Consider the following 20,329-nt stretch of genomic DNA (forward strand, 5'->3'; position numbering starts at 1 on the left):
GAGCACACGCATGCTCAGATCGCACTTCGACCACCTGATCGGCCTGGCCCTCGCCCAGGCCCCCTCGCTCTCGGACATCATCGTCACCGTGGGCAAGCGCATCCAGGCCGAGCAGCACGGGGAACTCGGGGACCTGGACCTGCCGCTCGGCCCCCTGGCCGCCCGCCAGACCGAGGCCATGGCCATGGTGCTCATGGGCCGAAGCGTCCGGCTCTACCGCGACCTCACGCAGCGGGGCTCCTGCGACCTCTCCTACGAGCACCCCGGCGGCATCCGCTTCCGCGTGAACATCTTCTGGCAGCGCGGCAGCGTGGCCATCGTGCTCAGGCAGCTCTCGGCGCGCGCGCCCACCATGGCGCAACTGGGCCTGCCCGCCCTGTTCGGGGAGATGGCCAAGGAGAAGTTCGGGCTGATCCTGGTCACGGGCGCCACGGGCACGGGCAAGTCCACCTCGCTTGCCGCGCTGATTGACGAAATCAACGAGAAAAAGGCCGTGCACATCGTCACCCTGGAAGACCCGGTGGAGTTCGTGCACCCGCACAAGCGCTCCACCGTGAACCAGCGCGAGATGGGCCAGGACTTCGACACCTTCGCCTCGGGCCTTCGCGCGGCCCTGCGCCAGGCCCCCAAGGTGATCCTGGTGGGCGAGATGCGCGACCGCGAGACCGTGGAGACGGCGCTCCAGGCCGCCGAGACGGGCCACCTGGTGCTCGGCACCCTGCACACCTCGGACACGGGCCAGACCATCAACCGCGTCATCGGCATGTTCGACACCAGCGAAGAGCAGCTCATCCGCCAGCGCCTGGCCGGGAGCCTCAAGTTCGTGGTCTCGCAGCGCCTCATGCCCAAGACAGGCGGCGGGCGCGTGGCGGCCTTCGAGATCTTGCGCAACAACCTGCAGATCCGCGAGATCATCCTGTCCGGCGAATCGGGCGAGAAGAGCTACTACAACGTGGTGGAGTCCGGCTCCACCTTCGGCATGTTCACCTTCGACCAGTACCTGCTGGCCCTCTACGAGAAGGACCGGATCGACCGCGACACGGCCCTGGCCAACGCCACCGACCGCGCCAAGCTCACGCTGAACATCGACCAGGTGCGCCTGAAGCGCGGCGAGAAGGTCTCCGACCTGGGAGAGCTCAAGATCGACATGGACTACAACAAGTCCGAGAAGCCCGGCGAGGAGGAAGACCTGTGAGCGCCGAAAAGCCCGCCCTGGAACCGGAGATGATCCCCTACGGCGTGAAGGCCGTCCTGGTCTGCCTGGACGCCGGGCCCTGGCGCGACGCGGCCACGGCCTACTTCGCGGCCCAGGGCTACTACCTGATGGACGAGCCGGACGGGGAGCTGGCCGCGGCCAAGGCCAGGCTCAACGCCCTGGACGTGGTGCTTGCCGGGCAGGGCAAGGCCGCCCTGCTGGCCGAGCTGCACGGCCGCCCCGGGCTCAGGCGGCGCGAGACCGCGCTCTTCATCGTGGGCGATTTTGCGAGCCTGGATTCCTGGGCCGCGTTCTCCAGCGCCGCCGACTGGGTGCTGGGCCAAGGCGACGCGCCGCGCGCGGCGGAGCTCCTCACCGAGGCCCTCAAGCGCCAGGAGGCCTCGCGCGAACCGTGGCGGCTTGCGGAGGAGGCTTCCGCCGGATAGCATGCCTGCCAGGTTTCCACCTCCAACCGGCAAGGATACGTGCACAAACCGCGCTCGCTCCTGGTGCTGGCCATCGCCCTGGTGGTGCTGGCCGGCGCGCTCGGCTCCCTGGAATACGGCAGGCTCGCCGCCGAGTTCTATTCGCGCATGGCCCTGTCCGAAGGCAGGGGCGTGCGCGACCGCCTGACCCTGCACCTCTCCCCGCCCATCGCCGCGCTGACCCTCACGGGCAGGATCCTCTCCCAGGCCCCCGAAGGCAGGCCCGGGCCGGACGAGGCCAGGGCGCTGCTGCTCACGAACCTCTCCGACGAGCCGGCCCTGGACGCGGCCGCCCTCTGGGACGCAGGGGGGATATCCGCCATGGCCGTGCGCTCCGGCGACGGTTTCCTCTTCCACCAGCGCCCGGACGCATCCGGCGGCGACTCCCGTTGGCAGCGCCTGGGGCCGGACCTCGCCACGCTCGGCCACGGCGCTCCGGCCGCTTCCGACATCGCGGCCCAGGCCGCGTTGATCGCCCGGACCGTGAGCACCGGCAGCCAGGACTGGCCCAGATGGACCAACATTCATGCCGTGCCCGGGGGGCATACGGTCATAGGCGCGGTGGCCCCGGCAGGCCCTCGCGGCGACAGCTCCAGGGCGGTCTACTTCGGTTTCGCCCTGGACAAGACGCTCGCGGTGCTCGGGCAGGTCATCCCCGAGGACGCCAAGGTGCTCGTCTGCTCGCCGGACGGCTACCTGCTGGACGCCGCGCCGGGCGGCCAGGCCGGAGCGTCCCCGGCCTTCGTGCCCATGTCCCGCGCCTCGGACCGGGTGACGGCAGACGCTGTCCAGGCCTGGATCAAGGCGGGCACGCCCGAGGACGCGGCGTTCGGGTTCACCTCCGGCGGCACCGGGTACTGGGCGTCGCTCCAGCCCCTGGCGGGCAACGCCGGGCGCACCTACGCGGGGGTGATCATGTCCCGCGAGGCCCTGGTGTCGCTCCTCCTGCAGGGAGGCAAGGGGCCGCTTCTCGTGGCCGCTGGCTTCGCCCTGGCCATCGGGCTTCTCGCGTTCATCGCGGTGCAACTGCGCAGGCGCTCCCACGGGGTGAAGCCCTTCTTCGAGACCGGGGAGGAGGTGCGGGAACTCCTGGCGGGCGGAGAAAGCGACCGGCTGGAGTTCAAGTCCACGCTGCGCTTCAACCTGGCCTCGGGCAAGCACGGCAAGGAGATCGAGCTTGCGGCCATGAAGACCCTGACCGCCTTCATGAACACCGACGGAGGCATCCTGGCCGTGGGAGTGGACGACCAGGGCGCCGCGCTCGGGCTGGACGCCGACGGCTTCGAGAACGACGACCACCTGCTCAGGCACTTCAGCTCGCTTTTCGCCCAGCACATCGGCGTGGAGCACCTGCCCAAGGTGCGCTTCGCCCTGCGCGACGCGGACGAGCGCAAGGTGCTCCTGATCGAGTGCGCCAAGTCCGCCGAGCCGGTGATCCTCAAGGGCGGCAAGGAAGAGGAGTTCTACGTGCGCGCCGGGCCGTCCAGCCGCAGGCTCAGCCTGACGGAGTTCATGCGGCGCATCGCGAAGTAGGGGCGGCGCGGTTCACGGCGCGAACGCCCGCGTCTGCGCTTGCATCCCGATCTCAATGTTCTCCTTGCCGGCGCGGCTTGCACCCGGGTCCCTCGGGCCGAACTTTTTTCCTGCCTCGGTCCACATACCGGTATGTGGGGTGTTTTTCTTTTGCATCCGCGTATCATCCCTTCGCACCAACAACGCTATCCCAAAGGAGGTCAGCATGAGCGAGAGGACAGCGGACACCACCCACCCCGAATTCCGGTGGACCGACGACGCCCTGAGGTTTTTCCTGGAACAGCAAGAGCAGAGCAAGGGAGCGCGAGGTCATTCGACCGAGTCAGGAGGATTCAGCTTCGACCACACCCCGCCGAGGCACGACTATTGGAACAGAAAGGACATCAAAGACATCAGAGGTATGAACAATGCCCAAAAGATTTTGACTGGCTTGGTCCCCATCGGGCTTGCGCTCGGCGCGGGCGGGCTTGGGCTCGGCTCATTGGGAAGTGCGATTGCGGGCACATACTTGATTGGAGGCGTGATGCAAGAAGGTTTCCAAAACCTGCAACCTCACAACGACCTTTAAGAGACCGGGGCCGGGGCACCTGGCCCCGGCAGTCACCCGGAAATCGCGCAAAACCTGTAGCAATTGAACATGATCGAAAAATAAAGTGCGCAGGACCACAGAAACGATCTGATCGCGCTGCACCAGAAGTATTTCCACTCAAGACGTCCGCTGCAATCGTTCAGGTAGCTCCCGCTGAATATGCTCCAGAGCGACGGCATGCCTTTCATTGCGGTCACCTTCATTTCCCGATACAATACCATTCACAGTCGATCAGCAGTCCCGAGCCCAAAAAACCGGCCAGCAGCACGAACCATATCGCCGCCGTCCAAATGCCCCTGAGCACCTTCGCGATGCGTGCATCATCTTGTTGATGCTGGTCCTTGCCGCCGTGTTCCATGGCGTCAGCCTCCGGCTACATGAAAAACAAGCGGGCGACGCGGTAGCATGCGTACGCCGCAGCCCATCCGACACCCATGGCCGCCAACTCGAAAAGCACCCTTTTGAGCACTTGCACCTCCAAGACGCCCGCGCCAGGAGAACCATCCGCCAATCCCGCATATCCTATGGACGCGCAACGAAACGCCACCCCTGCGTCCCCTCGGAGCGGGATGCGCCGGCATCATGCCTCAGCCTCGTTCGTTTCGCAATGGCAACTATTGTACAACATATATTAATCCGGCATATTCAATTCCGTCCACCCTTTTCCACCCCAAAGCAAGCCGTGCAATTAGCCGTCCGGCATCGTCCGCCCGCTGGCCACGTGCGGAAGCGTCCTGCCCCGCGCGGCCTGCGAAGCACGGCCCAAGCCGCACCCCTCCCCCTTGCGGGCGGCCGCGCGCCCGGCTAGTCTCACCCCAGGGGCGCGTCTCACCAACCCTCACCGGCAGGCGTCGTGCGCAGGTCCTGCCTTTTTTGCGCCCTCTCCCCCGCTTCCGTCACGACGCCGCCAGGGCATCACGCACCATGAGCCTCGACGCCGTACTGCGAAACGTCTCCGTCACCGCCGACTACTGGCTCGTTTCCGACAAGCTGGCCGCCATCGAGGGCTTCCTCGACCCCATCGAGGGCTACGCCCTGCTCCAGCTGGCCGAACACGGCCCGGGCGTGGGCGCGGTGGTGGAGATAGGCAGCTTCGCGGGCCGCTCCACGGCCTGGCTGGCCACGGGCTCGCGGCGCGCCAGGCGCGAGAAGGTCAACGCGGTGGACCACTTCCGGGGCTCGCCCGAGCACCACGCGGGCGGGGCGTTCGAGTCCTCTCTCGTCACCGGAGGAAGCTTGCGGGAGAGATTCGAGCGCAACCTGGCCTCGGCCGGGGTGGCCGACTGGGTGCGCGTGCTGGGGGAGGGCTCGCCGGACGCGGCGAAGTCCTGGAGCCACCCCATCCGCCTGCTGTTCATCGACGGGGACCACTCCTACGAGGCCTCGCGCGCGGACTACGAGGCCTGGTCGCCCTGGCTGGTCGAGGGCGGGGTCGTGGCCTTCCACGACATCGGCATCTTTCCGGGCGTGACCCGCTTCTACGAGGAGCTGGCGGCTTCGGGGGAGGTTCGGGAGATCATGGCCGTGGGCACCCTGCGCGCGGCCGTGCGCGGGGCTTGAGCGCGGGGGCGATGTTGCGTCCTCGAAAGAGACGGACACTCATTTCGAGGAACCAACATGTTGAAAAAATTATTTTATCCTTGAAAAACATCTTCGTGTTTTTCAAGGACGCAGTCCGGGCTACATGAAGGCGATGCTGGCGGCCTCTTCGATGGTGGTCAACCCGGCCACGACCTTGGAGAGCGCGTCCATCTTGATGGTGGAAAAGGCCCCGGCCTCCACGGACGCCTGCTCGATCTCGCGCGCCGAGGCCCGGCGCAGGATGAGGTCCTGCACCAGGTCGTCCACGTAAAGCACCTCGTACACGCCCACGCGCCCGGAGTAGCCCAGGCCGTTGCAGTCCGGGCAGCCCACGCCGCGCATGAACTCCACGCCCTTCAGGTGGCGCATCTCGAAGAGGTCCAGGAGCTCGCGCGCGGGCTGGTAGGGCTCGCGGCACTTGGGGCAGATGCGCCGCACCAGGCGCTGGCCCACCACCACCGCCAGGGTGGAGGCCACCAGGAAGGGCTCGATGCCCATCTCCATGAGCCTGGTCACGGCCTGGCAGGCGGAGTTGGTGTGCACGGTGGAGAGCACCTGGTGGCCGGTCAGGGCCGACTGCACGGCGATGCCGGCGGTCTCGCCGTCGCGTATCTCGCCCACCATGATGATGTCCGGGTCCTGGCGCAGGATGGCCCGCAGGCCCGAGGCGAAGGTCATGCCCGCGCGCACGTTGAGCTGCACCTGGCGGATGGTCTCGATGCGGTACTCCACCGGGTCCTCCAGGGTGATGATGTTCACCCCGGGCTGGTCCAGCTGCTTGAGCGCCGCGTAGAGGAGCGTCGTCTTGCCCGAGCCCGTGGGGCCCGTGGCCAGGATCATGCCGAAGGGCCGGTCCATGCCCTTCTGGAGCTTGGCCCGGTCGGCCTCGCTCACGCCCAGGTCCTCGAGCGCGCTGCCGCGCGAGGAGCGCATGAGCAGGCGCAGCACCAGGTTCTCGCCGTAGATGGTCGGCAGCGTGGAGGCGCGCACGTTCACCTCCTTGCCGTCGAGCACGAAGCTGAAGCGCCCGTCCTGGGGGATGCGCGTGACCGTGATGTCCATGTTGGCCAGAAGCTTGAGCCGCGAGAGCACGGTCAGGAACACCGACTTGGGCGGCGTGGGGAACTCGCGCAGCTCGCCGTCGATGCGGAAGCGCATCTGGATGGTGGACTTCATGGGCGAGAGGTGGATGTCCGAGGCGCGCTCGCGCACGGCCTGGGCCAGGATCTGGTTCACCAGGCGCACCACCGGGGCTTCCTGCACGGCGGACTGGAGCGCCCCGGCCAGGTCGAGCCCTTCCTCGGCCTCCTCGCCGGACTGCACCAGAAGCTCGTCGATGATGCCCATCATGTCGCCCAGGTGCGACTGCACCCCGTACTGGGCGGCCATGAGGTCCTCGAGCTCGGCCTTGGTGCAGAACACCGGCTCCACCTCGAGCAGGGTCACGCGCTCCACCTGGTCCAGGCGGTTGATGCTCTCGGGGTCGGCGGTGGCCACGAAGAGCACGTCGCGCTCCACCTTCAGGGGCACGAGCTCGAGCTTCCGGCCGTGCTCCTCCGGCAGGACCTCCTTCAAGGACTTGTCCAGCGGGTATTTCTCGGCGGTGTACTTGTCGATCTTCAGTTCACGGCTGATGAAGTCGATAAGCTCGTTCTCGTTGAGCCGCCCCTGGTGCATCAGGTACTCGACGATCTTCCAGCCCGACTTGCGCTGTATCTGGCGCACCTGGTCCACCTCGCCCTTGGTGACCAGGCCCGAATCGACAAGTTTTTCGTGCAGCGCCTTCATGCGTAAAATTCCCGGAATGCTTGGATATGAACGTTCCTTAGCGCGCCCGGCCCCCGGTGTCCACGCCTTCCAACCGCGCCGGGAGGAAAATGGACATGCACGCCAAGGTGCGCTACGTGGTCAAGAGCAGTATCACTAGACAAGGAATGCAAGCGATGGACAGCCAAGCCGGAACCCAGATCTACGTGGACACCTTCTTCGCGCGCCAGCCCGTCTTCGACGCCGAAAAGCACGTCTACGGCTACGAGCTGCTCTACCGCAAAAGCCCCCTGGAAAAATCCGCCAACTTCTCCGACAAGGACGTGGCCACCCTCTCGGTGATCTCCACGGCCCTTTTGGCCTCGCCCGAGCCCAACCAGGCGGGCAAGAAGATCTGCATCCACTTCTCGCTGGAGTCCATCCTCTCCGACGTGCCTTCGGCCCTGCCGCCGCAGAGCACCGTGGTGGAGGTCGAGCCCGTGGAGAAGCTCGACCCGGCCGTGGAGACGGCGCTTCACAAGATCAAGAGGCGCGGCTACACCCTGGCGATCAACCACTTCCTGCCGGGCCAGTGCGACCCCAGGCTCGTGGACCTGGCCGACATCGTCTTCGTGAACGTGCCCGGCCAGAACGAGGCGGCCCTGAAAGCCATCCTGGAGGGGCTCAAGGGCCGCGAGTGCCTGCTGGCCGCCAAGCGCGTGGAGGACGACACCCAGTTCCAGCTGGCCAAGAAGCTCGGCTTCCACCTCTTCCAGGGGTTCTTCTTCGAAAAGCCCGTGATCGTGCCGGGGCGCAAGCTGCCCTCCAACAAGATCACCCGGTTGAACATCTACCGCACCCTGGAAAAGGGCGACATGGACCTGGAGGAGCTCACCCGCAACATCGAGTCCGACGTGTCCATCAGCTTCAGGCTGCTCACCTTCATCAATTCCTTGGCCTTCGGGCTGCGCTACAAGGTCAGCTCCATCAAGCACGCCATCCTCATGCTCGGCTGGCAGCAGATCAAGAGCTGGCTGTGGCTGGTGGTGCTCTCGGACGTGATGCCCTCGGACAAGACCTCCGAGCTGCCCTACCTCTCCTCCATCCGGGCCAAGTTCCTGGAGCGCGCCAGCGCCAACCACTTGGCGCGCGACGTGTCCCCGGAGACGCTCTTCCTCATGGGCCTGTTCTCGCTGCTCGAGCCCATGCTGGACACGCCCATGCGCGAGTTGGTGGAGTCGCTGCCCCTGGAGGACGAGGTCAAGGCCGCCCTGTGCGGAGAGACCAACACCTACAGCCGCTGGCTGGACGTGGCCAAGTGCTTCGAATCCGGCGACTGGTCCAAGCTCGACGAGCTGACCCGCACCCTGGGGCTCGACCCCATCACCGTGGCCAGCTCCTACTGCGAGGCCCTGGTCTGGGCCAAGGCCCTGTACGAAACCCCGCCTTCGTGAACGCGAACCCGGAGAACAGCATGAGAAAAGCCCTTGCGGCGCTGGTCCTGACCCTGGCCGTGGCCACCCTGGCCTTCGCGGCGGAAAAGCGCATCGTCTTCGTCAACTCCGCCGACCAGGAGATCAAGCGCATCCACCTGGCCCCCGCCGGGACCGGCAAGTGGGGCCCGAACCTGCTCGCCAAGTGGAAGCTCCATCCCGGACGCAACGTGAACATCGCCGTGCCCCACGACCAGGGCGACTGCATGTGGGACCTCAAGTACGTTGTGCGCGAGAAGATGGCCTACACCATCAAGGACATCGACATCTGCAAGGCAGTGGAGATCGAGCTGTTCCTCAAGAACGGAGAAGCCTGGGCCAACATCAAATAGGAGGCCGCCATGGGCAAGCTGACCTTCCCCGCCGTGCTGGCCCTCGCGTGCCTCGTGCTCGCGGGCTGCCAGGGAGCCACGGTCTCGAAGAAGATGTCCCTGGACGAGTTCACCGAGTTCTGCAACGACGAGTTCGCCTGGAACCAGGACTGCGACTCGTCCTCCATCTGCTCCTCCTACAGCTCTGCCCTGTCCCAGGAGTTCGTGGACGTGAAGAGCTGCGTCGCGGCCTGCAACGGCCTCGACCGGCAGCTGTGGATGGCCAACGCCATGACCGACTGCGAGGCCACCGTGGGCAACGCCACGGACTGGTGCGAGCAGTTCTGCCGCCGCAAGTACCAGAAATGACCGCCGGGCCGGGGCCGCGCGCCCCGGCCTTCCTCCCATGAGCTCACCCCGCCAAGGCCTGACCGTCTCCTTCGAGCCCTCCATGTCCGCGTTCGACCGCGAGCAATGGAACGCCATGGCCCTGGGCACGACCCCCTTCATGCGCTGGGAATGGCTGGAGCTGCTGGAGTCTTCCGGGGCCGTGCGCCCGGAAACGGGCTGGCTGCCCGCCCACTGCGCCCTGCGCCTGGACGGCGAGCTGGCGGCGGCCGCGCCGCTCTACGTCAAGGGCCACGGCCAGGGCGAATTCGTCTACGACCAGTTCTGGGCCGACGTGGCCCGGCGCATGGGCCTGCCCTACTACCCCAAGCTCGTGGCCGCGAGCCCCTTCACCCCGGTGTCCGGCTACCGCGTGCTCACCGCCCCGGACATGGACCCCGGGCTCGCGGCCAAGGCCGTGCTGCACGGCGCGGACAGGCTCATGCAGGCCAACGACCTCTCCGGCCTGCACGTGCTCTTCGCCGGGGACGCCTTCGCCGACTGCCTGGAAGGCCTGGGGATGACCGCCTGGGAGCACCAGGGGTTCCAGTGGGAGAACCAGGGTTTCGAAACCTTCGAGGACTTCCTGGCCCTCTTCCGCACGGGCCAGCGCCGCAACATCCGCCGCGAGCGGGAGCGGCTGCGGCAGTCCGGCGTGCGCGTGGAGGTGGTCCCCGGGGAGGACGCCCCGGACGCCTGGTTCGCGCTCATGCACCGCTACTACGAGGGCACCAACGACAAGTTCGGGGAGTGGGGCTGCAAGTACCTGCCGGAAGCCTTCTTCCTGGGGCTCGCGGAGCGCTTCCGGGAGCACCTGGCCTTCTCGGCGGCCTTCCTGCCCGGGGAGGCAGACCCCGTGGGCCTGGCGCTTTTGGCCCACGGCGGAGACACGCTCTACGGCCGCTACTGGGGCGCTGCCCGGGAAGTCCCCTTCCTTCATTTCGAGCTCTGCTACTACGCGCCCATCCAGTGGGCCATAGAAAGGGGCTTCGCGCTCTTCGACCCGGGCATGGGCGGCGAGCACAAGCCGCGCCGGGGGTTCTCGTCACGCGTGACCAGGAGCCTGCACCGCTTCCAGGACCCGGCCATGGAGCGCGTGTTCGCCGCGCACATCCCCCAGGTCAACGCCGTCACGCGCGACTACATCGAGGAACTGGACTCCCTGAGCGCCTTCAGGCTCGGATGAAACCTCGTCCATGTGCCGCGCGGGACCAGGCCGCCCGGTTGCTTTTCGTCCCGGAAAGGCTACTTGGATGCCCGTGCAGCCCATGAAACATCTCTGCTTCCTGGCCTTGGCCACCCTGCTGGCGCTGGCGGCCCCGCCCACGCCGCGCGCGGCCTCCCCCATCCCGCAGCCCCTGCTGGACAGCCTCTTCACGGCCCAGGAGTGGCAGGCCAAGGGCAACCTGGAGGCCGCACGCCGCGCGGTGGAGTCGGCCCTTGCCGCCTTCCCCCAGGACGCCTACGCGCGCATCCGCCTGGCCCAGATCGACGCGGCCATGGGCAGGCGCGCCCAGGCCCAGGCCACGCTCGCCGACGTGCTCCAGGCCGACCCGGCCAACCTGCTTGCCCTGTGCTGGCAAGGCCACCTGCTGCTGGCCGACGGCCGCCCCGAGGAGGCCCTCTCGTCCTACCGGGCCGCGCTCGGGCTCGATTCCGCCAACGCCTGGGCGCACCTGGGCGCGGCCTGCTGCCACCTGGCCTCGGGCCGGGACAAGCAGGCCGCCCAGGCCCTGGCCAAGGCCCGCGACGCAGCCGGGGAGGACGCCTCCCTGCGCCGCGCCCTGGGCGAGACGTTCCTGGCCCTGGGCCTCGCGGTGAACGCCCGCGCGGAACTGGAGCACGCCCTGGAACTTACGCCGCGCGACGCGGCCGCCCTGTGCTCGGCCGGGGAGGCCTACATGCTCGTGGGCCTCGACGACCTGGCGCTGAGCGCCTGGCGCCAGGCCCTGGCCATCGACCAGGGCCAGTGGCGCGCACGCTTCGGACTGGTGAACGCGCTGGGCCGCAAGGCCTCGCGCGCGCTCGCCGAAGGCCGCCGCGACGAGGCCGTGCGGCTCTGGCGCCTGGCGCTGACCTACGACCCCGCCGACGCCAGGAGCCTGGCCGCGCTTCGCGCGCCTGCCGCGAAAAAGTAGGAACACGGCGAACGACGAATTCACCGGCCGGCCAAGGGGAGGCTTTCCCCCCTGGCCGGCCGTTTGCTCGCGAAGTGCCGCGCCCGGCTGGCGCATGAGCCCTCTACGCCGCGCGCAGCGAACCGATAAGACCGCGCAGCGCGGCGGCCTGCCCCACCAGGTCGGACACGGCCAGCGAGGAATGGCCCATGGCCTGCGCGGTTTCGGCGGAGATGCGGCTGACGTCCTCCAGGGTGCGGTTGATCTCTTCGCTGGTGGCCGACTGCTCCTCGGACGCGGTGGCGATGGAGCTGACCTGCATGGAGGTCTCGTCCACCAGCCGCACGATGGCTTCCAGGGCCTTGCCGGATTCCTGGGCCTGGGTCGTGGCCTGCTCGATGCGCGACACCGCCCTCTCCACGTTGGCGATGGTGGCCGCCGCCCCTCCCTGGATGCCCCGGATGCTCTCGCCCACTTCCTTGGTGGCGGTCATGGTCTTCTCGGCCAGCTTGCGCACCTCGTCCGCCACCACGGCGAAGCCGCGCCCGGCCTCACCCGCGCGCGCCGCCTCGATGGCCGCGTTCAGCGCCAGAAGGTTGGTCTGGTCCGCGATGTCCGAGATCACGTTCATGATGCGGCCGATGTCCCGCGCACGCCCGTCAAGATCGCCCATCTGCTGCTTGAGCTCGAGCGATTCGTCCCGGGCCCGGGTGATGCCCTCCACGGCGTCTCCCACGACCTTCGCGCCGCTCATTGCCTCGCTCCTGGCCCCGTCGGCGGTCTGGGAGGCCTTGGCCGCGCTGCGGGCCACCTCCAGCACGGTCGCGTTCATCTGCTCCATGGCCGTGGCCGCCTCGCCCATCCTGGCGGACTGGACCTCGGCCCCCTTGCTCGCCTGCTCCACCTCGGCGGACAAGGCGTCCGAGGCCTCGCTCACCGTGGACACCACGTCCTCAAGTTGCGTCGCGGCCATGAGCATCCCCTCATGCTTGGCGCGCTCGGCCTGTTGCCGGGCCTCCTGGGCCTCGGCGGCCGCGACCCTGGCCGTTTCCGCCTCGCGCGCGGCCTGGGCTGTTGCCTCGTCCGCCCGGGCGATCATCTCGCGGATGGTCGCCAGCATGGACTCCAGCGAGACGCACAGCCTGCCGATCTCGTCCTTGCCCTGCGGCAACGGGGCCTGCCGCAACTCACCGTGGGCCACGCCGTCGGCGAAGCCCACGGCGGCCAGCAGCGGCCGCGAGATGGCCCGGTAGATGAGGATACCCAGCGTGCCCGTCACAAGGGCCACGGCCATGGCCGTGGCGAACATTCCCAGGAAGGCGCCCTTGGTCGAAGCGACCATCTCCGTGGCGCGCTGGCGGATCATGCCCGCCCAGTCGTCCTCCACTTCCTTGAGCGCGTCGATGCGCACCGTGGAGGCCTTGAACCATGCCTGCGGGTCGACTTCCAGGGAGGGCTTGGCCTGGTTGGCGAACGCCAAATCCCTGAACGAGCGGACCTCCCGGTCCGGCCCGGCGGTCTTCGCCTCGAAGAGCGCGGCCGCGCCCTTGCCGCCGATGCCCGTGAAGGCCGCGAAGCAGGCGTCCTGCGCACCCACGCGCAGCAGCCAGTCCCGCTGGAGCTCGGGCGTGAATTTCCCGGCCGCGAAGGCCCCGTTCAGCGTGGCGCGCTCCTGTCCTGCGATTTCCTTGCCCCGCAGGAGCTCCACGTAGGCTGACGCCTGGCGCGACAGGCCGCTGCCGGCGGCCATGGTCAGGACCGCCGAGCAGCCGTCGAGCACCTTGCCCACCAGCGTGTTGTAGGTGGCGATCACCCCTCGCGCGTCCCCGCCGAGGCTGTCGATGCCCGGCCGCGCGGAGGACAGCCCGGCGAGCGATGCGCGCATGTCCGCTACGGACTTGCCGAAGGAAGGATCGGCCAGGGCCTGCGGGGCAGCGGACAAAACCTCCTCCAGCTTCCTCGCCTCCCCGTCGCTCAGCACGCGCTGGGCCTTGAGCTCAGTGCCGAATTTCTGCCCCTTGCTGGCTGCGTATCCGGCTGAAAGCCCACGTTCCCTCTGGAGTTCGTGGGCAAGATTGCCAAGCCCCACCATCACGTTCATGCCCTGGACCATGGTGTCCATGTTGCGCCAGGCCACGTACCTGGAGTGGCTTTCCTGCCCCGCCAAGACGAGGAAAGCCACGAGCGGCAAAAACGCGAGGATCATCAACTTCGCTCTGATCGACAAACTTGAGAGCATCGACACACCCCTTCTTTTACTTCCACTTCACTCTTACTTTATCGAAATAAAGAATCACCCGCAATACCAAGCGCATCCTATCGCATTCGTCCACAAGAATTTACAAAATTGATTTTCCGCAACAACGGGCTTTCACTCTTCCCATGCAGAAGATGCTGCGCCCTCCCTCCTGGCAGCCCCTTCCTGTTCGCAATAGTGTACCCCCCACCATTCCTTGAACGTTCCAGACACGGCGCGACTCGCCCCAGGCGGCCAGCGGCCGCTCACGGGGATCACGACGGCCTTCGCCCCTCGCGAGGAGCCGGAACGAAAAAGCGCCGGCCCGGGAAACCCCGGACCGGCGCCCGTTCACGTCACGCCTCGAGGAATTCTAGGCCTTTTCGGCCTTGGCTTCCTTCTTCTTGGGCTCCTTGGGCTTGCCCTTGTAGAAGAGCAGGTCCTTTTCGCCCGCGGGCGGCTTGGTCTCGTTGGACATGATCATGCACTGGGTGGGGCACGCCTCCACGCACACGGAGCAGTAGACGCAGGCGAAGGTGTCGCAGGTCCAGGTGCGGCCCTTCACGTCCACCTCGATGCACTGGCTGGGGCACTTCTTGGCGCAGGTGCCGCAGAAGATGCACTCGTCCACGTTGATGTCCAGGGTGCCCCGGAAGCGCTCGAAGGGTTCGCGCTTGGTGAAGGGGTAGAGCCTGGTGGAGGATTTCCCCATCAGGTTCTGAAGGACGTTCTTGGTCATCTCGAACATGTGGCGGCTCCTCTCTTAACGCTCCGTGCAGGAGATGCACGGGTCGATGGACAGCACGATGACGGGCACGTCCGCCAGGTCGCAACCGGGCAGCATGGCCAGAAGCGGCGGGATGTTGGCGAAGGTTGGGGTGCGGATGCGCACGCGCTCCAGGTTCTTCGATCCGTTACCCTTGATGTAGTAGTAGAGTTCGCCGCGGGGCTGTTCCACGCGCCGCCACACCTCGCCCTCGGGCTTGCCCTTGACCTTGGTGCTGATTTCGCCCTCGGGCATCTTGGCCACGGCCTGGCGCACCAGGTCGCAGGCCTGGTAGACCTCGCGCAGGCGGACCTTGTTGCGGGACATGCAGTCGCCGTCGTATTCCACCACGGGCTCGAAATCGAGCTCGCCGTAGGCGGCGTAGCCGGTCAGGCGCGCGTCCTGGGCCCAGCCGGAGCCGCGCAGCATGGGGCCGACCGCGCCCAGCATGTGGGCCTGCTCCTTGGTGAGCACGCCCTTGCCGCAGCAGCGGGACTTGACGGTGTAGTCGTCCATGAGGGTCTTGTCGAGCGCGCGGGTCTCTTTCTCGATCAGGTCGATCTCGGAGAGGATCCAGGCCTTCTGGTCCGGGGTGATGTCCTTGCGCACGCCGCCCACGATGTTGGTGGAGATGACCACGCGGTTGCCCGCGGTGGCTTCCATGAGGTCCATGGCGCGCTCGCGGATGCGCCAGCACTGCATGAACAGCGACTCGAAGCCGAAGCCGTCGGCGAAGAGCCCGAGCCAGAGCAGGTGCGAGTGAATGCGGTGGATCTCGCCCCACATCACTCGCAGGAACTTGGCCCTGGCTGGCACCTCGAGGTTCATGAGCTCCTCGACCGCCTCGCAGTAGTTGAGCGAGTGGATGCAGGAGCAGATGCCGCACACGCGCTCGACGATGTTCACCATCTGGTTGTAGTCGCGGATGTCGGTGAGCTTCTCCAGTCCGCGGTGCACGTAGCCCAGGTTGGGGAGGGCCTCGACGACTTTTTCCTCTTCAACCACCAGCTTGAGGTGGATGGGCTCCGGCAGCACCGGGTGCTGGGGGCCGAAGGGCAGTATGGTACGCATATTGTCTAGGCCTCCTCTTTGCCCTTTTCTTTGCGGGCAAAGGTGAAGGTGCAGAACGGGCTCTTCACCACCTCGGGCTCAAGGTAGAGCGTGCATCCGAAGTCGATGAGGATGTTCTGGAAGTTGACGCCGAATTGGTCCTTGATCTCGTTCTCGTAGAGAAGCGCCGGGAAGTACACGCCCGAGATGGAGGGCACGGGGGCCTCCTTGGGCACGTTCAGGCGCAGGTGCGAAAGCGAGAGGTCCTTGTCGAAGTGATAGAGCACGTCGAAGGTGCTGTCCTGCTTGATCTCCACGGCCGAGACGCCCACGAGGCGAAGGCCCGCGTCGTAGCATTTCTGGCACTCGGGGATCAGGGTGTCCACCGTGACGGCCTGTTCATTGGCAAACATGTGTCAATCCTCGCTCGACTGTGGTTAACCGGCGGCTTCGAGGGCGGCCTTGACCTTGCCAAGGGCCAGGACAACGCCGTCGATGATGGCCTCGGGCTTCGGGGGGCATCCACGCACGTACACGTCCACGGGGATGACCTTGTCCACGCCGCCCACCACGTTGTAGGCGTCGCGGAACACGCCGCCGGTGAGGCCGCACGCGCCCATGGCGATGACGGCCTTGGGCGAGGGCATCTGGTCGTAGATGTTTTTCAGCACGTGCTTGTTGCGGTGGTTCACCGTGCCGGTGACCAGAAGCACGTCGGCGTGCTTGGGGTCGCCGATGTTGATGATGCCGAAGCGCTCCACGTCATAGAGGGGAGTCAGGCACGCCAGCACCTCGATGTCGCAGCCGTTGCACGAGCCGCAGTCGAAGTGGACGATCCACGGGGACTTCAGCCTTCCCTTGTTGATCCAGTCTTTGAGCATGCTCATGGTGTGTTCTCCGTGGGGATGCTTAGGCGTACAGCCAGAGCAGGTTCAGGACCGACAGGGCGAGGCCCCAGGCCCAGACGCTCTTGAGCATCCACTTGTAGGTCATGCGGGCCGTGACGTTGTCGATGACCAGCTCCGCGAAGTAGGTCACCGCCAGCAGGATGAGGCAGCCCCAGAAGCTGGTGGCCCAGAACAGGCCCACCAGGCCCAGCACGAAGACCACGTCGTACCAGTGCGCGATCTCGATCATGGCCAGCTGCGGCCCCGAGTACTCGGTGAGCACGCCGCGAACGACTTCCTGGTGCGCGTGGTGACACGCGGAGATGTCGAAGGGCGACTTGCGCAGCTTGATGGTCAGGGCGTAGCCCAGCACGATGAACATGAGCGGCAGCTGGTACAGGAGCGGCTTGCTCTGCTCGAAGACCTGCGAAACCTTGAAGCTGCCCGTGACCATGGCGATGGACACGAACACCAGGATGATCAGGGGCTCGTAGGTGAGCATGGTCACCAGCTCGCGCTGCGCGCCCACCTGGGCGTAGGGCGACTGGGTGGACAACGCGCCCATGACGAAGAACACGGCGCCCACGGTCAGCACGAAGAAGATGAGCAGCAGGTCGGAGCCCATGAAGAACAGGAACACCGTCAGCATGGAGCTGGCCAGGTAGATCCACACGGAGAGGATCTGCCAGGGGTTCATGATCATGGGCGATTTGCCCAGCAGCTTGAACACGTCGTAGAAGGGCTGGAGGATCGGAGGCCCGACGCGGGACTGGAGCCAGGCGGTGAGCTTGCGGTCGAGTCCGGCGATGAGGCCGCCCACGACCGGGGCAAGGATCACGGCGATGGTGGCGAGCAGGAGCTTACCCATTAGATAAACCCTCCCAGCGTGAGTCCCAGCATGACCGCGAGAAGCACTCCAGCCACCATGTTGATGGAGTTGGAGAGGCGTTCCTCGCCGAAGATCCAGGACAGGTAGAAGTTGCCGGCCTGGTAGCCGACGTTGGCGCGGCCGGTGCTCACGAAGGCCTTGTTGTCATCGGCGGCCTGCGCGCCGCAGAGGTACGGGCCGACGCAGGTGGCCGGGTCAACCTTGCGGGCCGCCCGGATGGCCAGGTACAGGCCCGCGCCCAGCACGATGAACAAGGGATAGATGTAGAACACGCCCATGTTGTTGGAGAAGGCCAGGCCCACGGCGTAGGCCAGCTCCTTGTGCGAGCTCTTCACCGCGGGGGCGATGAGGCCCGAATACAGCAGGGGCACGAACAGCGACAGGAGCACCGCGCCGTAGGCGAGCATCACCAGGGGCGCGCGCACCGTGGAGGGCTGCGCCTCGGGGGTCACGTTCTTGGGGTACGGAGTGGAGAGCAGGATGCCCGCCCAGCGAGCCCAGAACATCACGGTGAGGCCCGAACCCAGCGCCAGCATCACGGTGACGGGCATGTACTTCATGGCCGCGGCGCTCTCGATGGCCATCCACTTGCCGAGCAGCACGCCGAAGGGCGGCAGGAGCATGGTGCACACGCCGATCAGGGCCACGATGGTGGTCTTGGGCATGACCATGTACAGCCCGCGCATGTCTTCCAGGTCGCGGGAGTGGATCTTCTGCTCGATGGTGCCGACGCACAGGAACATGAGCGCCTTGGACACCGCGTGGAACACGATGATGATGATCGCGGCGGTGATGGCCATGGGGTTGTTGATGCCCGCGCAGGCGATGATCAGGCCCAGGTTGGCGATGGTGGAGTAGGCCAGCACCTTCTTGCCGTTGGACTGCCCCACGGCCAGGGCCGAGGTGGTCAGGAACGTGAAGGCGCCGAACAGGGCCAGCATGCCCGACAGCATGGTGCCCGAGTAGGCCGGGGACAGGCGCAGCACGAGGTACACGCCCGCCTTGACCATGGTGGAGGAGTGCAGCAGGGCCGAGACCGGGGTGGGGGCGACCATGGCCCCGCACAGCCAGCTCTGGAACGGCACCTGCGCGGACTTGGTGATGCCCGCGTAGCAGAGCATGAACAAGGGGATCAGCGCGGCCGCGCCGGCGGCGGAGAAGCCGGGCTTCAGGAGCTCGGTGAGGTAGAGCGCCGTGCCGGTCTTCTGCAGGAAGATCAGCGCGAACACGAAGGCCACGCCGCCGGTCATGTTCATCCACAGGGCGCGGGTGGCGTTCTTCACGGAGGTCTCGTCGCCGTCGTGGGCGATGAGCATGAAGGAACAGAAGGTGGTCACTTCCCAGAAGAAGTAGAGCCACATCAGGTTGTTGGCCAGCACCAGCCCGTTCATGGCGCCCAGGAAGGCCACCAGATAGAAGAAGAACCGGGGCTGCTTGGTCTTAGCCAGGTGCAGGTGCTCCTCATGGCCGGGCATGTAGCCCAGGGCGTAGACGCAGATGAGGGAGCCGACGATGGAGATCACGAGCACCATGATGAGCGAGAGTTGGTCCGCGAACATGGCGGGGGCGGAGGGCGCGGCGTGACCGGGCATGAAGAATTCGAGGTAGATGAGCCCAACGATCTGAGCTGCGGTCAGGACTGCGACCAGATTGCTCTTCAGCTTCGTCAAGGCCATGATTAGGATGACAAACAAAAGGGCGAAGTCGAGCAACGCGATGAAGCCGTCCAGGCCGACGCCCAGGAAGCTTTTCGGGGCGTACTCGAACGATCCCTGCCCGACCAGGGCCAGGGACGCCGCGGCCAGGACCACCGCGGTTCCGACCACGATCAGGCTTCTGGAGCCCTTGTCCCGAAGCAGCAACAGGGCAATTGCCGCCAGGAACGGGAGCACCACGGTCGCGAAAACCAAGATGTCCATATTCACCTCACGTTAGGTTGTGTCGAGTCAATCACCTCTCCTCGTGCGCACGCGTATGCTGGCGTGAAGACACCTCCTCTCTTCGGTATGATCAGTTGAAGAGTCTCCGACCCCCCGGCCGGCAGGCAACGAAAAACCTGGACTATGAGCTTGGAACGTATTCTTAAGGAATTGAAATTCCTTGGTCAAGGGACGCCTGAATCACGGCTGGCGCGGGGTTTCGTCACCCACCGCCCGGACGCCCGGCGGGCGGTCCCGCATAAGCGGCCGGATCGGTCCGGTGAACGGTCGATTTTACTCGGTGAACGGCGGCGTTTTCAGGGCCGTCTAGACCTCTTGGGGACAAGAATTTCCCGGGCCTGCGGGCTCTTTTGAATCAACCGGCTTTGCTTGCTGGGAAAAATTGGCTACAGACCCGGCATTGGCGCCGGTTCTACGCCGCTCGCCGGGCCCGCCAGCCGTTGGCGCCCGGCCCGGTGCGCCATGGGAGGCCCGATGGACGAGGATGATTACCGCGCCACATTCAGGGTGGAGGTCGACGAGAGCATCGTGCTGGAGCTCGCCGTGTGGCTCCGGCGCATGAAGGAACTCGGCCGCGTCCACCTGCGCGACCTGGGCGACCCCAAGATGCTCCAGGGCAAGCCGCCCTTCCCCCGCCTGGAGGACGTCTCCTCCACGGGCGTCTGCCTCTCCTTCAAGGCCAGCCAGACCGTGGAGGTCGACAAGTTCAAGGGCGTGTGCATGCTCGTCTACTTCAAGCTGGTGGACCCCGGCGACGTGGCGGGCGACCCTCTGAGCTTTTTGGCCGGGTTCGAGGTCAAGCACTCCCAGTACCACAACGAGCGGGTCTTCCTGGGGCTCAAGCTGCGCTGGGACGGCGTGCCCGACCAGAACGACAAGGCCGTGTTCTTCGCCGACGCCGCCAAGTACGGCATCGCGGACCTGACCAAGTGGTGCGACGACATGAACCGCAAGGCCTGCGGCGTGGAGCACATGCCCCAGCGCGGGCTGCGCCTGGAGAGGCTCCTGCGGGAGATCGAGTCCATCAAGCGCCAGGGCCAGGCCGGGGCGCGCTAGCGCGGGACGAAAAAAAAGCCGCGCCGGAGAACCGGCGCGGCCTGGCGGAACGATCATTATCAGGGGCG

The 20,329-nt window shown here is 66.4% G+C and carries 19 protein-coding genes and 1 pseudogene; 11 read left to right on the forward strand and 9 right to left on the reverse strand.

Annotated features, from left to right (window positions below):
- The first annotated feature begins 10 nt into the window (after positions 1-10).
- The 4 genes from ACZ5V4_RS08165 (at position 11) to ACZ5V4_RS08180 (ending at position 3,781) form a co-directional block, all read left to right on the forward strand.
- Entirely contained in the window at positions 11-1,195 is a 1,185-nt protein-coding gene (locus ACZ5V4_RS08165) for a type IV pilus twitching motility protein PilT (RefSeq protein WP_464317686.1), read from the forward strand.
- Positions 1,192-1,641 (forward strand): hypothetical protein, encoded by a 450-nt coding sequence (locus ACZ5V4_RS08170; protein WP_464317687.1) that lies wholly within the window; start codon positions 1,192-1,194, stop codon positions 1,639-1,641. The genes ACZ5V4_RS08165 and ACZ5V4_RS08170 overlap by 4 nt, the downstream gene beginning before the upstream one ends.
- A gap of 39 nt (positions 1,642-1,680) precedes the next feature.
- Positions 1,681-3,213 carry an AlbA family DNA-binding domain-containing protein gene (locus ACZ5V4_RS08175; protein WP_464317688.1) on the forward strand — a complete coding sequence of 511 codons (1,533 nt, stop codon included), beginning with the start codon at positions 1,681-1,683 and terminating at the stop codon, positions 3,211-3,213.
- A 205-nt stretch (positions 3,214-3,418) separates the two neighbouring features.
- Positions 3,419-3,781, forward strand: coding sequence for a hypothetical protein (locus tag ACZ5V4_RS08180; RefSeq protein ID WP_464317689.1), 363 nt, complete (start codon positions 3,419-3,421; stop codon positions 3,779-3,781).
- 220 nt (positions 3,782-4,001) lie between these two features.
- On the opposite strand, the gene ACZ5V4_RS08185 is transcribed toward ACZ5V4_RS08180, so the two are convergent.
- The gene (locus tag ACZ5V4_RS08185; RefSeq protein WP_464317690.1) at positions 4,002-4,160 is read right to left on the reverse strand and encodes a hypothetical protein; all 159 of its coding nucleotides are present in this window, start codon (positions 4,158-4,160) and stop codon (positions 4,002-4,004) included.
- A gap of 566 nt (positions 4,161-4,726) precedes the next feature.
- On the opposite strand from ACZ5V4_RS08185, the gene ACZ5V4_RS08190 reads away from it, so the two are divergent.
- Positions 4,727-5,362, forward strand: coding sequence for a class I SAM-dependent methyltransferase (locus tag ACZ5V4_RS08190; RefSeq protein WP_464317691.1), 636 nt, complete (start codon positions 4,727-4,729; stop codon positions 5,360-5,362).
- Positions 5,363-5,482: 120 nt separating this feature from the next.
- On the opposite strand, the gene ACZ5V4_RS08195 is transcribed toward ACZ5V4_RS08190, so the two are convergent.
- Positions 5,483-7,171: a GspE/PulE family protein gene (locus tag ACZ5V4_RS08195; protein WP_464317692.1), complete on the reverse strand. Its 1,689-nt coding sequence runs from the start codon at positions 7,169-7,171 to the stop codon at positions 5,483-5,485.
- A gap of 95 nt (positions 7,172-7,266) precedes the next feature.
- On the opposite strand from ACZ5V4_RS08195, the gene ACZ5V4_RS08200 reads away from it, so the two are divergent.
- The 5 genes from ACZ5V4_RS08200 (at position 7,267) to ACZ5V4_RS08220 (ending at position 11,458) form a co-directional block, all read left to right on the forward strand.
- Positions 7,267-8,583 carry an EAL and HDOD domain-containing protein gene (locus ACZ5V4_RS08200; RefSeq protein ID WP_464317693.1) on the forward strand — a complete coding sequence of 439 codons (1,317 nt, stop codon included), beginning with the start codon at positions 7,267-7,269 and terminating at the stop codon, positions 8,581-8,583.
- Positions 8,584-8,603: 20 nt separating this feature from the next.
- Positions 8,604-8,954: a hypothetical protein gene (locus ACZ5V4_RS08205; protein WP_464317694.1), complete on the forward strand. Its 351-nt coding sequence runs from the start codon at positions 8,604-8,606 to the stop codon at positions 8,952-8,954.
- Positions 8,955-8,963: 9 nt separating this feature from the next.
- The gene (locus ACZ5V4_RS08210) at positions 8,964-9,302 is read left to right on the forward strand and encodes a hypothetical protein (RefSeq protein ID WP_464317695.1); all 339 of its coding nucleotides are present in this window, start codon (positions 8,964-8,966) and stop codon (positions 9,300-9,302) included.
- A gap of 37 nt (positions 9,303-9,339) precedes the next feature.
- The gene (locus ACZ5V4_RS08215) at positions 9,340-10,506 is read left to right on the forward strand and encodes a GNAT family N-acetyltransferase (RefSeq protein WP_464317696.1); all 1,167 of its coding nucleotides are present in this window, start codon (positions 9,340-9,342) and stop codon (positions 10,504-10,506) included.
- 82 nt (positions 10,507-10,588) lie between these two features.
- Positions 10,589-11,458: a tetratricopeptide repeat protein gene (locus ACZ5V4_RS08220; RefSeq protein ID WP_464317697.1), complete on the forward strand. Its 870-nt coding sequence runs from the start codon at positions 10,589-10,591 to the stop codon at positions 11,456-11,458.
- A 103-nt stretch (positions 11,459-11,561) separates the two neighbouring features.
- On the opposite strand, the gene ACZ5V4_RS08225 is transcribed toward ACZ5V4_RS08220, so the two are convergent.
- The 7 genes and pseudogenes from ACZ5V4_RS08225 to ACZ5V4_RS08255 all read right to left on the reverse strand — a co-directional run bounded on the left by ACZ5V4_RS08225 (position 11,562) and on the right by ACZ5V4_RS08255 (position 19,184).
- Positions 11,562-13,643, reverse strand: a complete 2,082-nt coding sequence (locus ACZ5V4_RS08225) for a methyl-accepting chemotaxis protein (protein ID WP_464317698.1) — start codon at positions 13,641-13,643, stop codon at positions 11,562-11,564.
- A gap of 403 nt (positions 13,644-14,046) precedes the next feature.
- Complete coding sequence (locus ACZ5V4_RS08230; RefSeq protein ID WP_464317699.1) at positions 14,047-14,421, reverse strand: 4Fe-4S binding protein; 375 nt, start codon at positions 14,419-14,421, stop codon at positions 14,047-14,049.
- 15 nt (positions 14,422-14,436) lie between these two features.
- A complete protein-coding gene (locus ACZ5V4_RS08235) occupies positions 14,437-15,510 on the reverse strand; it encodes a hydrogenase large subunit (protein WP_464317700.1) in 1,074 nt (357 codons plus the stop codon).
- Between the two features lie 5 nt (positions 15,511-15,515).
- Positions 15,516-15,902, reverse strand: a complete 387-nt coding sequence (locus tag ACZ5V4_RS08240; protein ID WP_464317701.1) for an NADH-quinone oxidoreductase subunit C — start codon at positions 15,900-15,902, stop codon at positions 15,516-15,518.
- 24 nt (positions 15,903-15,926) lie between these two features.
- Positions 15,927-16,379: pseudogene (locus ACZ5V4_RS08245) on the reverse strand (NADH-quinone oxidoreductase subunit B family protein); the annotation flags it as partial.
- 19 nt (positions 16,380-16,398) lie between these two features.
- Positions 16,399-17,244 carry a respiratory chain complex I subunit 1 family protein gene (locus ACZ5V4_RS08250; RefSeq protein WP_464317702.1) on the reverse strand — a complete coding sequence of 282 codons (846 nt, stop codon included), beginning with the start codon at positions 17,242-17,244 and terminating at the stop codon, positions 16,399-16,401.
- On the reverse strand, positions 17,244-19,184 hold the full coding sequence (locus ACZ5V4_RS08255; RefSeq protein ID WP_464317703.1) for an NADH-quinone oxidoreductase subunit 5 family protein: 1,941 nt from the start codon (positions 19,182-19,184) through the stop codon (positions 17,244-17,246). Before ACZ5V4_RS08255 ends, ACZ5V4_RS08250 begins: the two co-directional genes overlap by 1 nt.
- Before the next feature lie 495 nt (positions 19,185-19,679).
- On the opposite strand from ACZ5V4_RS08255, the gene ACZ5V4_RS08260 reads away from it, so the two are divergent.
- Positions 19,680-20,261, forward strand: coding sequence for a hypothetical protein (locus ACZ5V4_RS08260; RefSeq protein ID WP_464317704.1), 582 nt, complete (start codon positions 19,680-19,682; stop codon positions 20,259-20,261).
- The last annotated feature ends 68 nt before the right edge of the window (positions 20,262-20,329 follow it).

The sequence above is a fragment of the Fundidesulfovibrio sp. YSD1 genome, assembly GCF_055397115.1.

Coding starts and splice junctions, on each gene's coding strand:
- ACZ5V4_RS08260 (WP_464317704.1), top strand. CDS start 19,680: ATGGACGAGGATGATTACCGCGCCACATTCAGGGTGGAGGTCGACGAG.
- ACZ5V4_RS08255 (WP_464317703.1), bottom strand. CDS start 19,184: ATGGACATCTTGGTTTTCGCGACCGTGGTGCTCCCGTTCCTGGCGGCA.
- ACZ5V4_RS08195 (WP_464317692.1), bottom strand. CDS start 7,171: ATGAAGGCGCTGCACGAAAAACTTGTCGATTCGGGCCTGGTCACCAAG.
- ACZ5V4_RS08210 (WP_464317695.1), top strand. CDS start 8,964: ATGGGCAAGCTGACCTTCCCCGCCGTGCTGGCCCTCGCGTGCCTCGTG.
- ACZ5V4_RS08165 (WP_464317686.1), top strand. CDS start 11: ATGCTCAGATCGCACTTCGACCACCTGATCGGCCTGGCCCTCGCCCAG.
- ACZ5V4_RS08215 (WP_464317696.1), top strand. CDS start 9,340: ATGAGCTCACCCCGCCAAGGCCTGACCGTCTCCTTCGAGCCCTCCATG.
- ACZ5V4_RS08185 (WP_464317690.1), bottom strand. CDS start 4,160: ATGGAACACGGCGGCAAGGACCAGCATCAACAAGATGATGCACGCATC.
- ACZ5V4_RS08235 (WP_464317700.1), bottom strand. CDS start 15,510: ATGCGTACCATACTGCCCTTCGGCCCCCAGCACCCGGTGCTGCCGGAG.
- ACZ5V4_RS08190 (WP_464317691.1), top strand. CDS start 4,727: ATGAGCCTCGACGCCGTACTGCGAAACGTCTCCGTCACCGCCGACTAC.
- ACZ5V4_RS08180 (WP_464317689.1), top strand. CDS start 3,419: ATGAGCGAGAGGACAGCGGACACCACCCACCCCGAATTCCGGTGGACC.
- ACZ5V4_RS08240 (WP_464317701.1), bottom strand. CDS start 15,902: ATGTTTGCCAATGAACAGGCCGTCACGGTGGACACCCTGATCCCCGAG.
- ACZ5V4_RS08230 (WP_464317699.1), bottom strand. CDS start 14,421: ATGTTCGAGATGACCAAGAACGTCCTTCAGAACCTGATGGGGAAATCC.
- ACZ5V4_RS08220 (WP_464317697.1), top strand. CDS start 10,589: ATGAAACATCTCTGCTTCCTGGCCTTGGCCACCCTGCTGGCGCTGGCG.
- ACZ5V4_RS08200 (WP_464317693.1), top strand. CDS start 7,267: ATGCACGCCAAGGTGCGCTACGTGGTCAAGAGCAGTATCACTAGACAA.
- ACZ5V4_RS08250 (WP_464317702.1), bottom strand. CDS start 17,244: ATGGGTAAGCTCCTGCTCGCCACCATCGCCGTGATCCTTGCCCCGGTC.
- ACZ5V4_RS08205 (WP_464317694.1), top strand. CDS start 8,604: ATGAGAAAAGCCCTTGCGGCGCTGGTCCTGACCCTGGCCGTGGCCACC.
- ACZ5V4_RS08225 (WP_464317698.1), bottom strand. CDS start 13,643: ATGATCCTCGCGTTTTTGCCGCTCGTGGCTTTCCTCGTCTTGGCGGGG.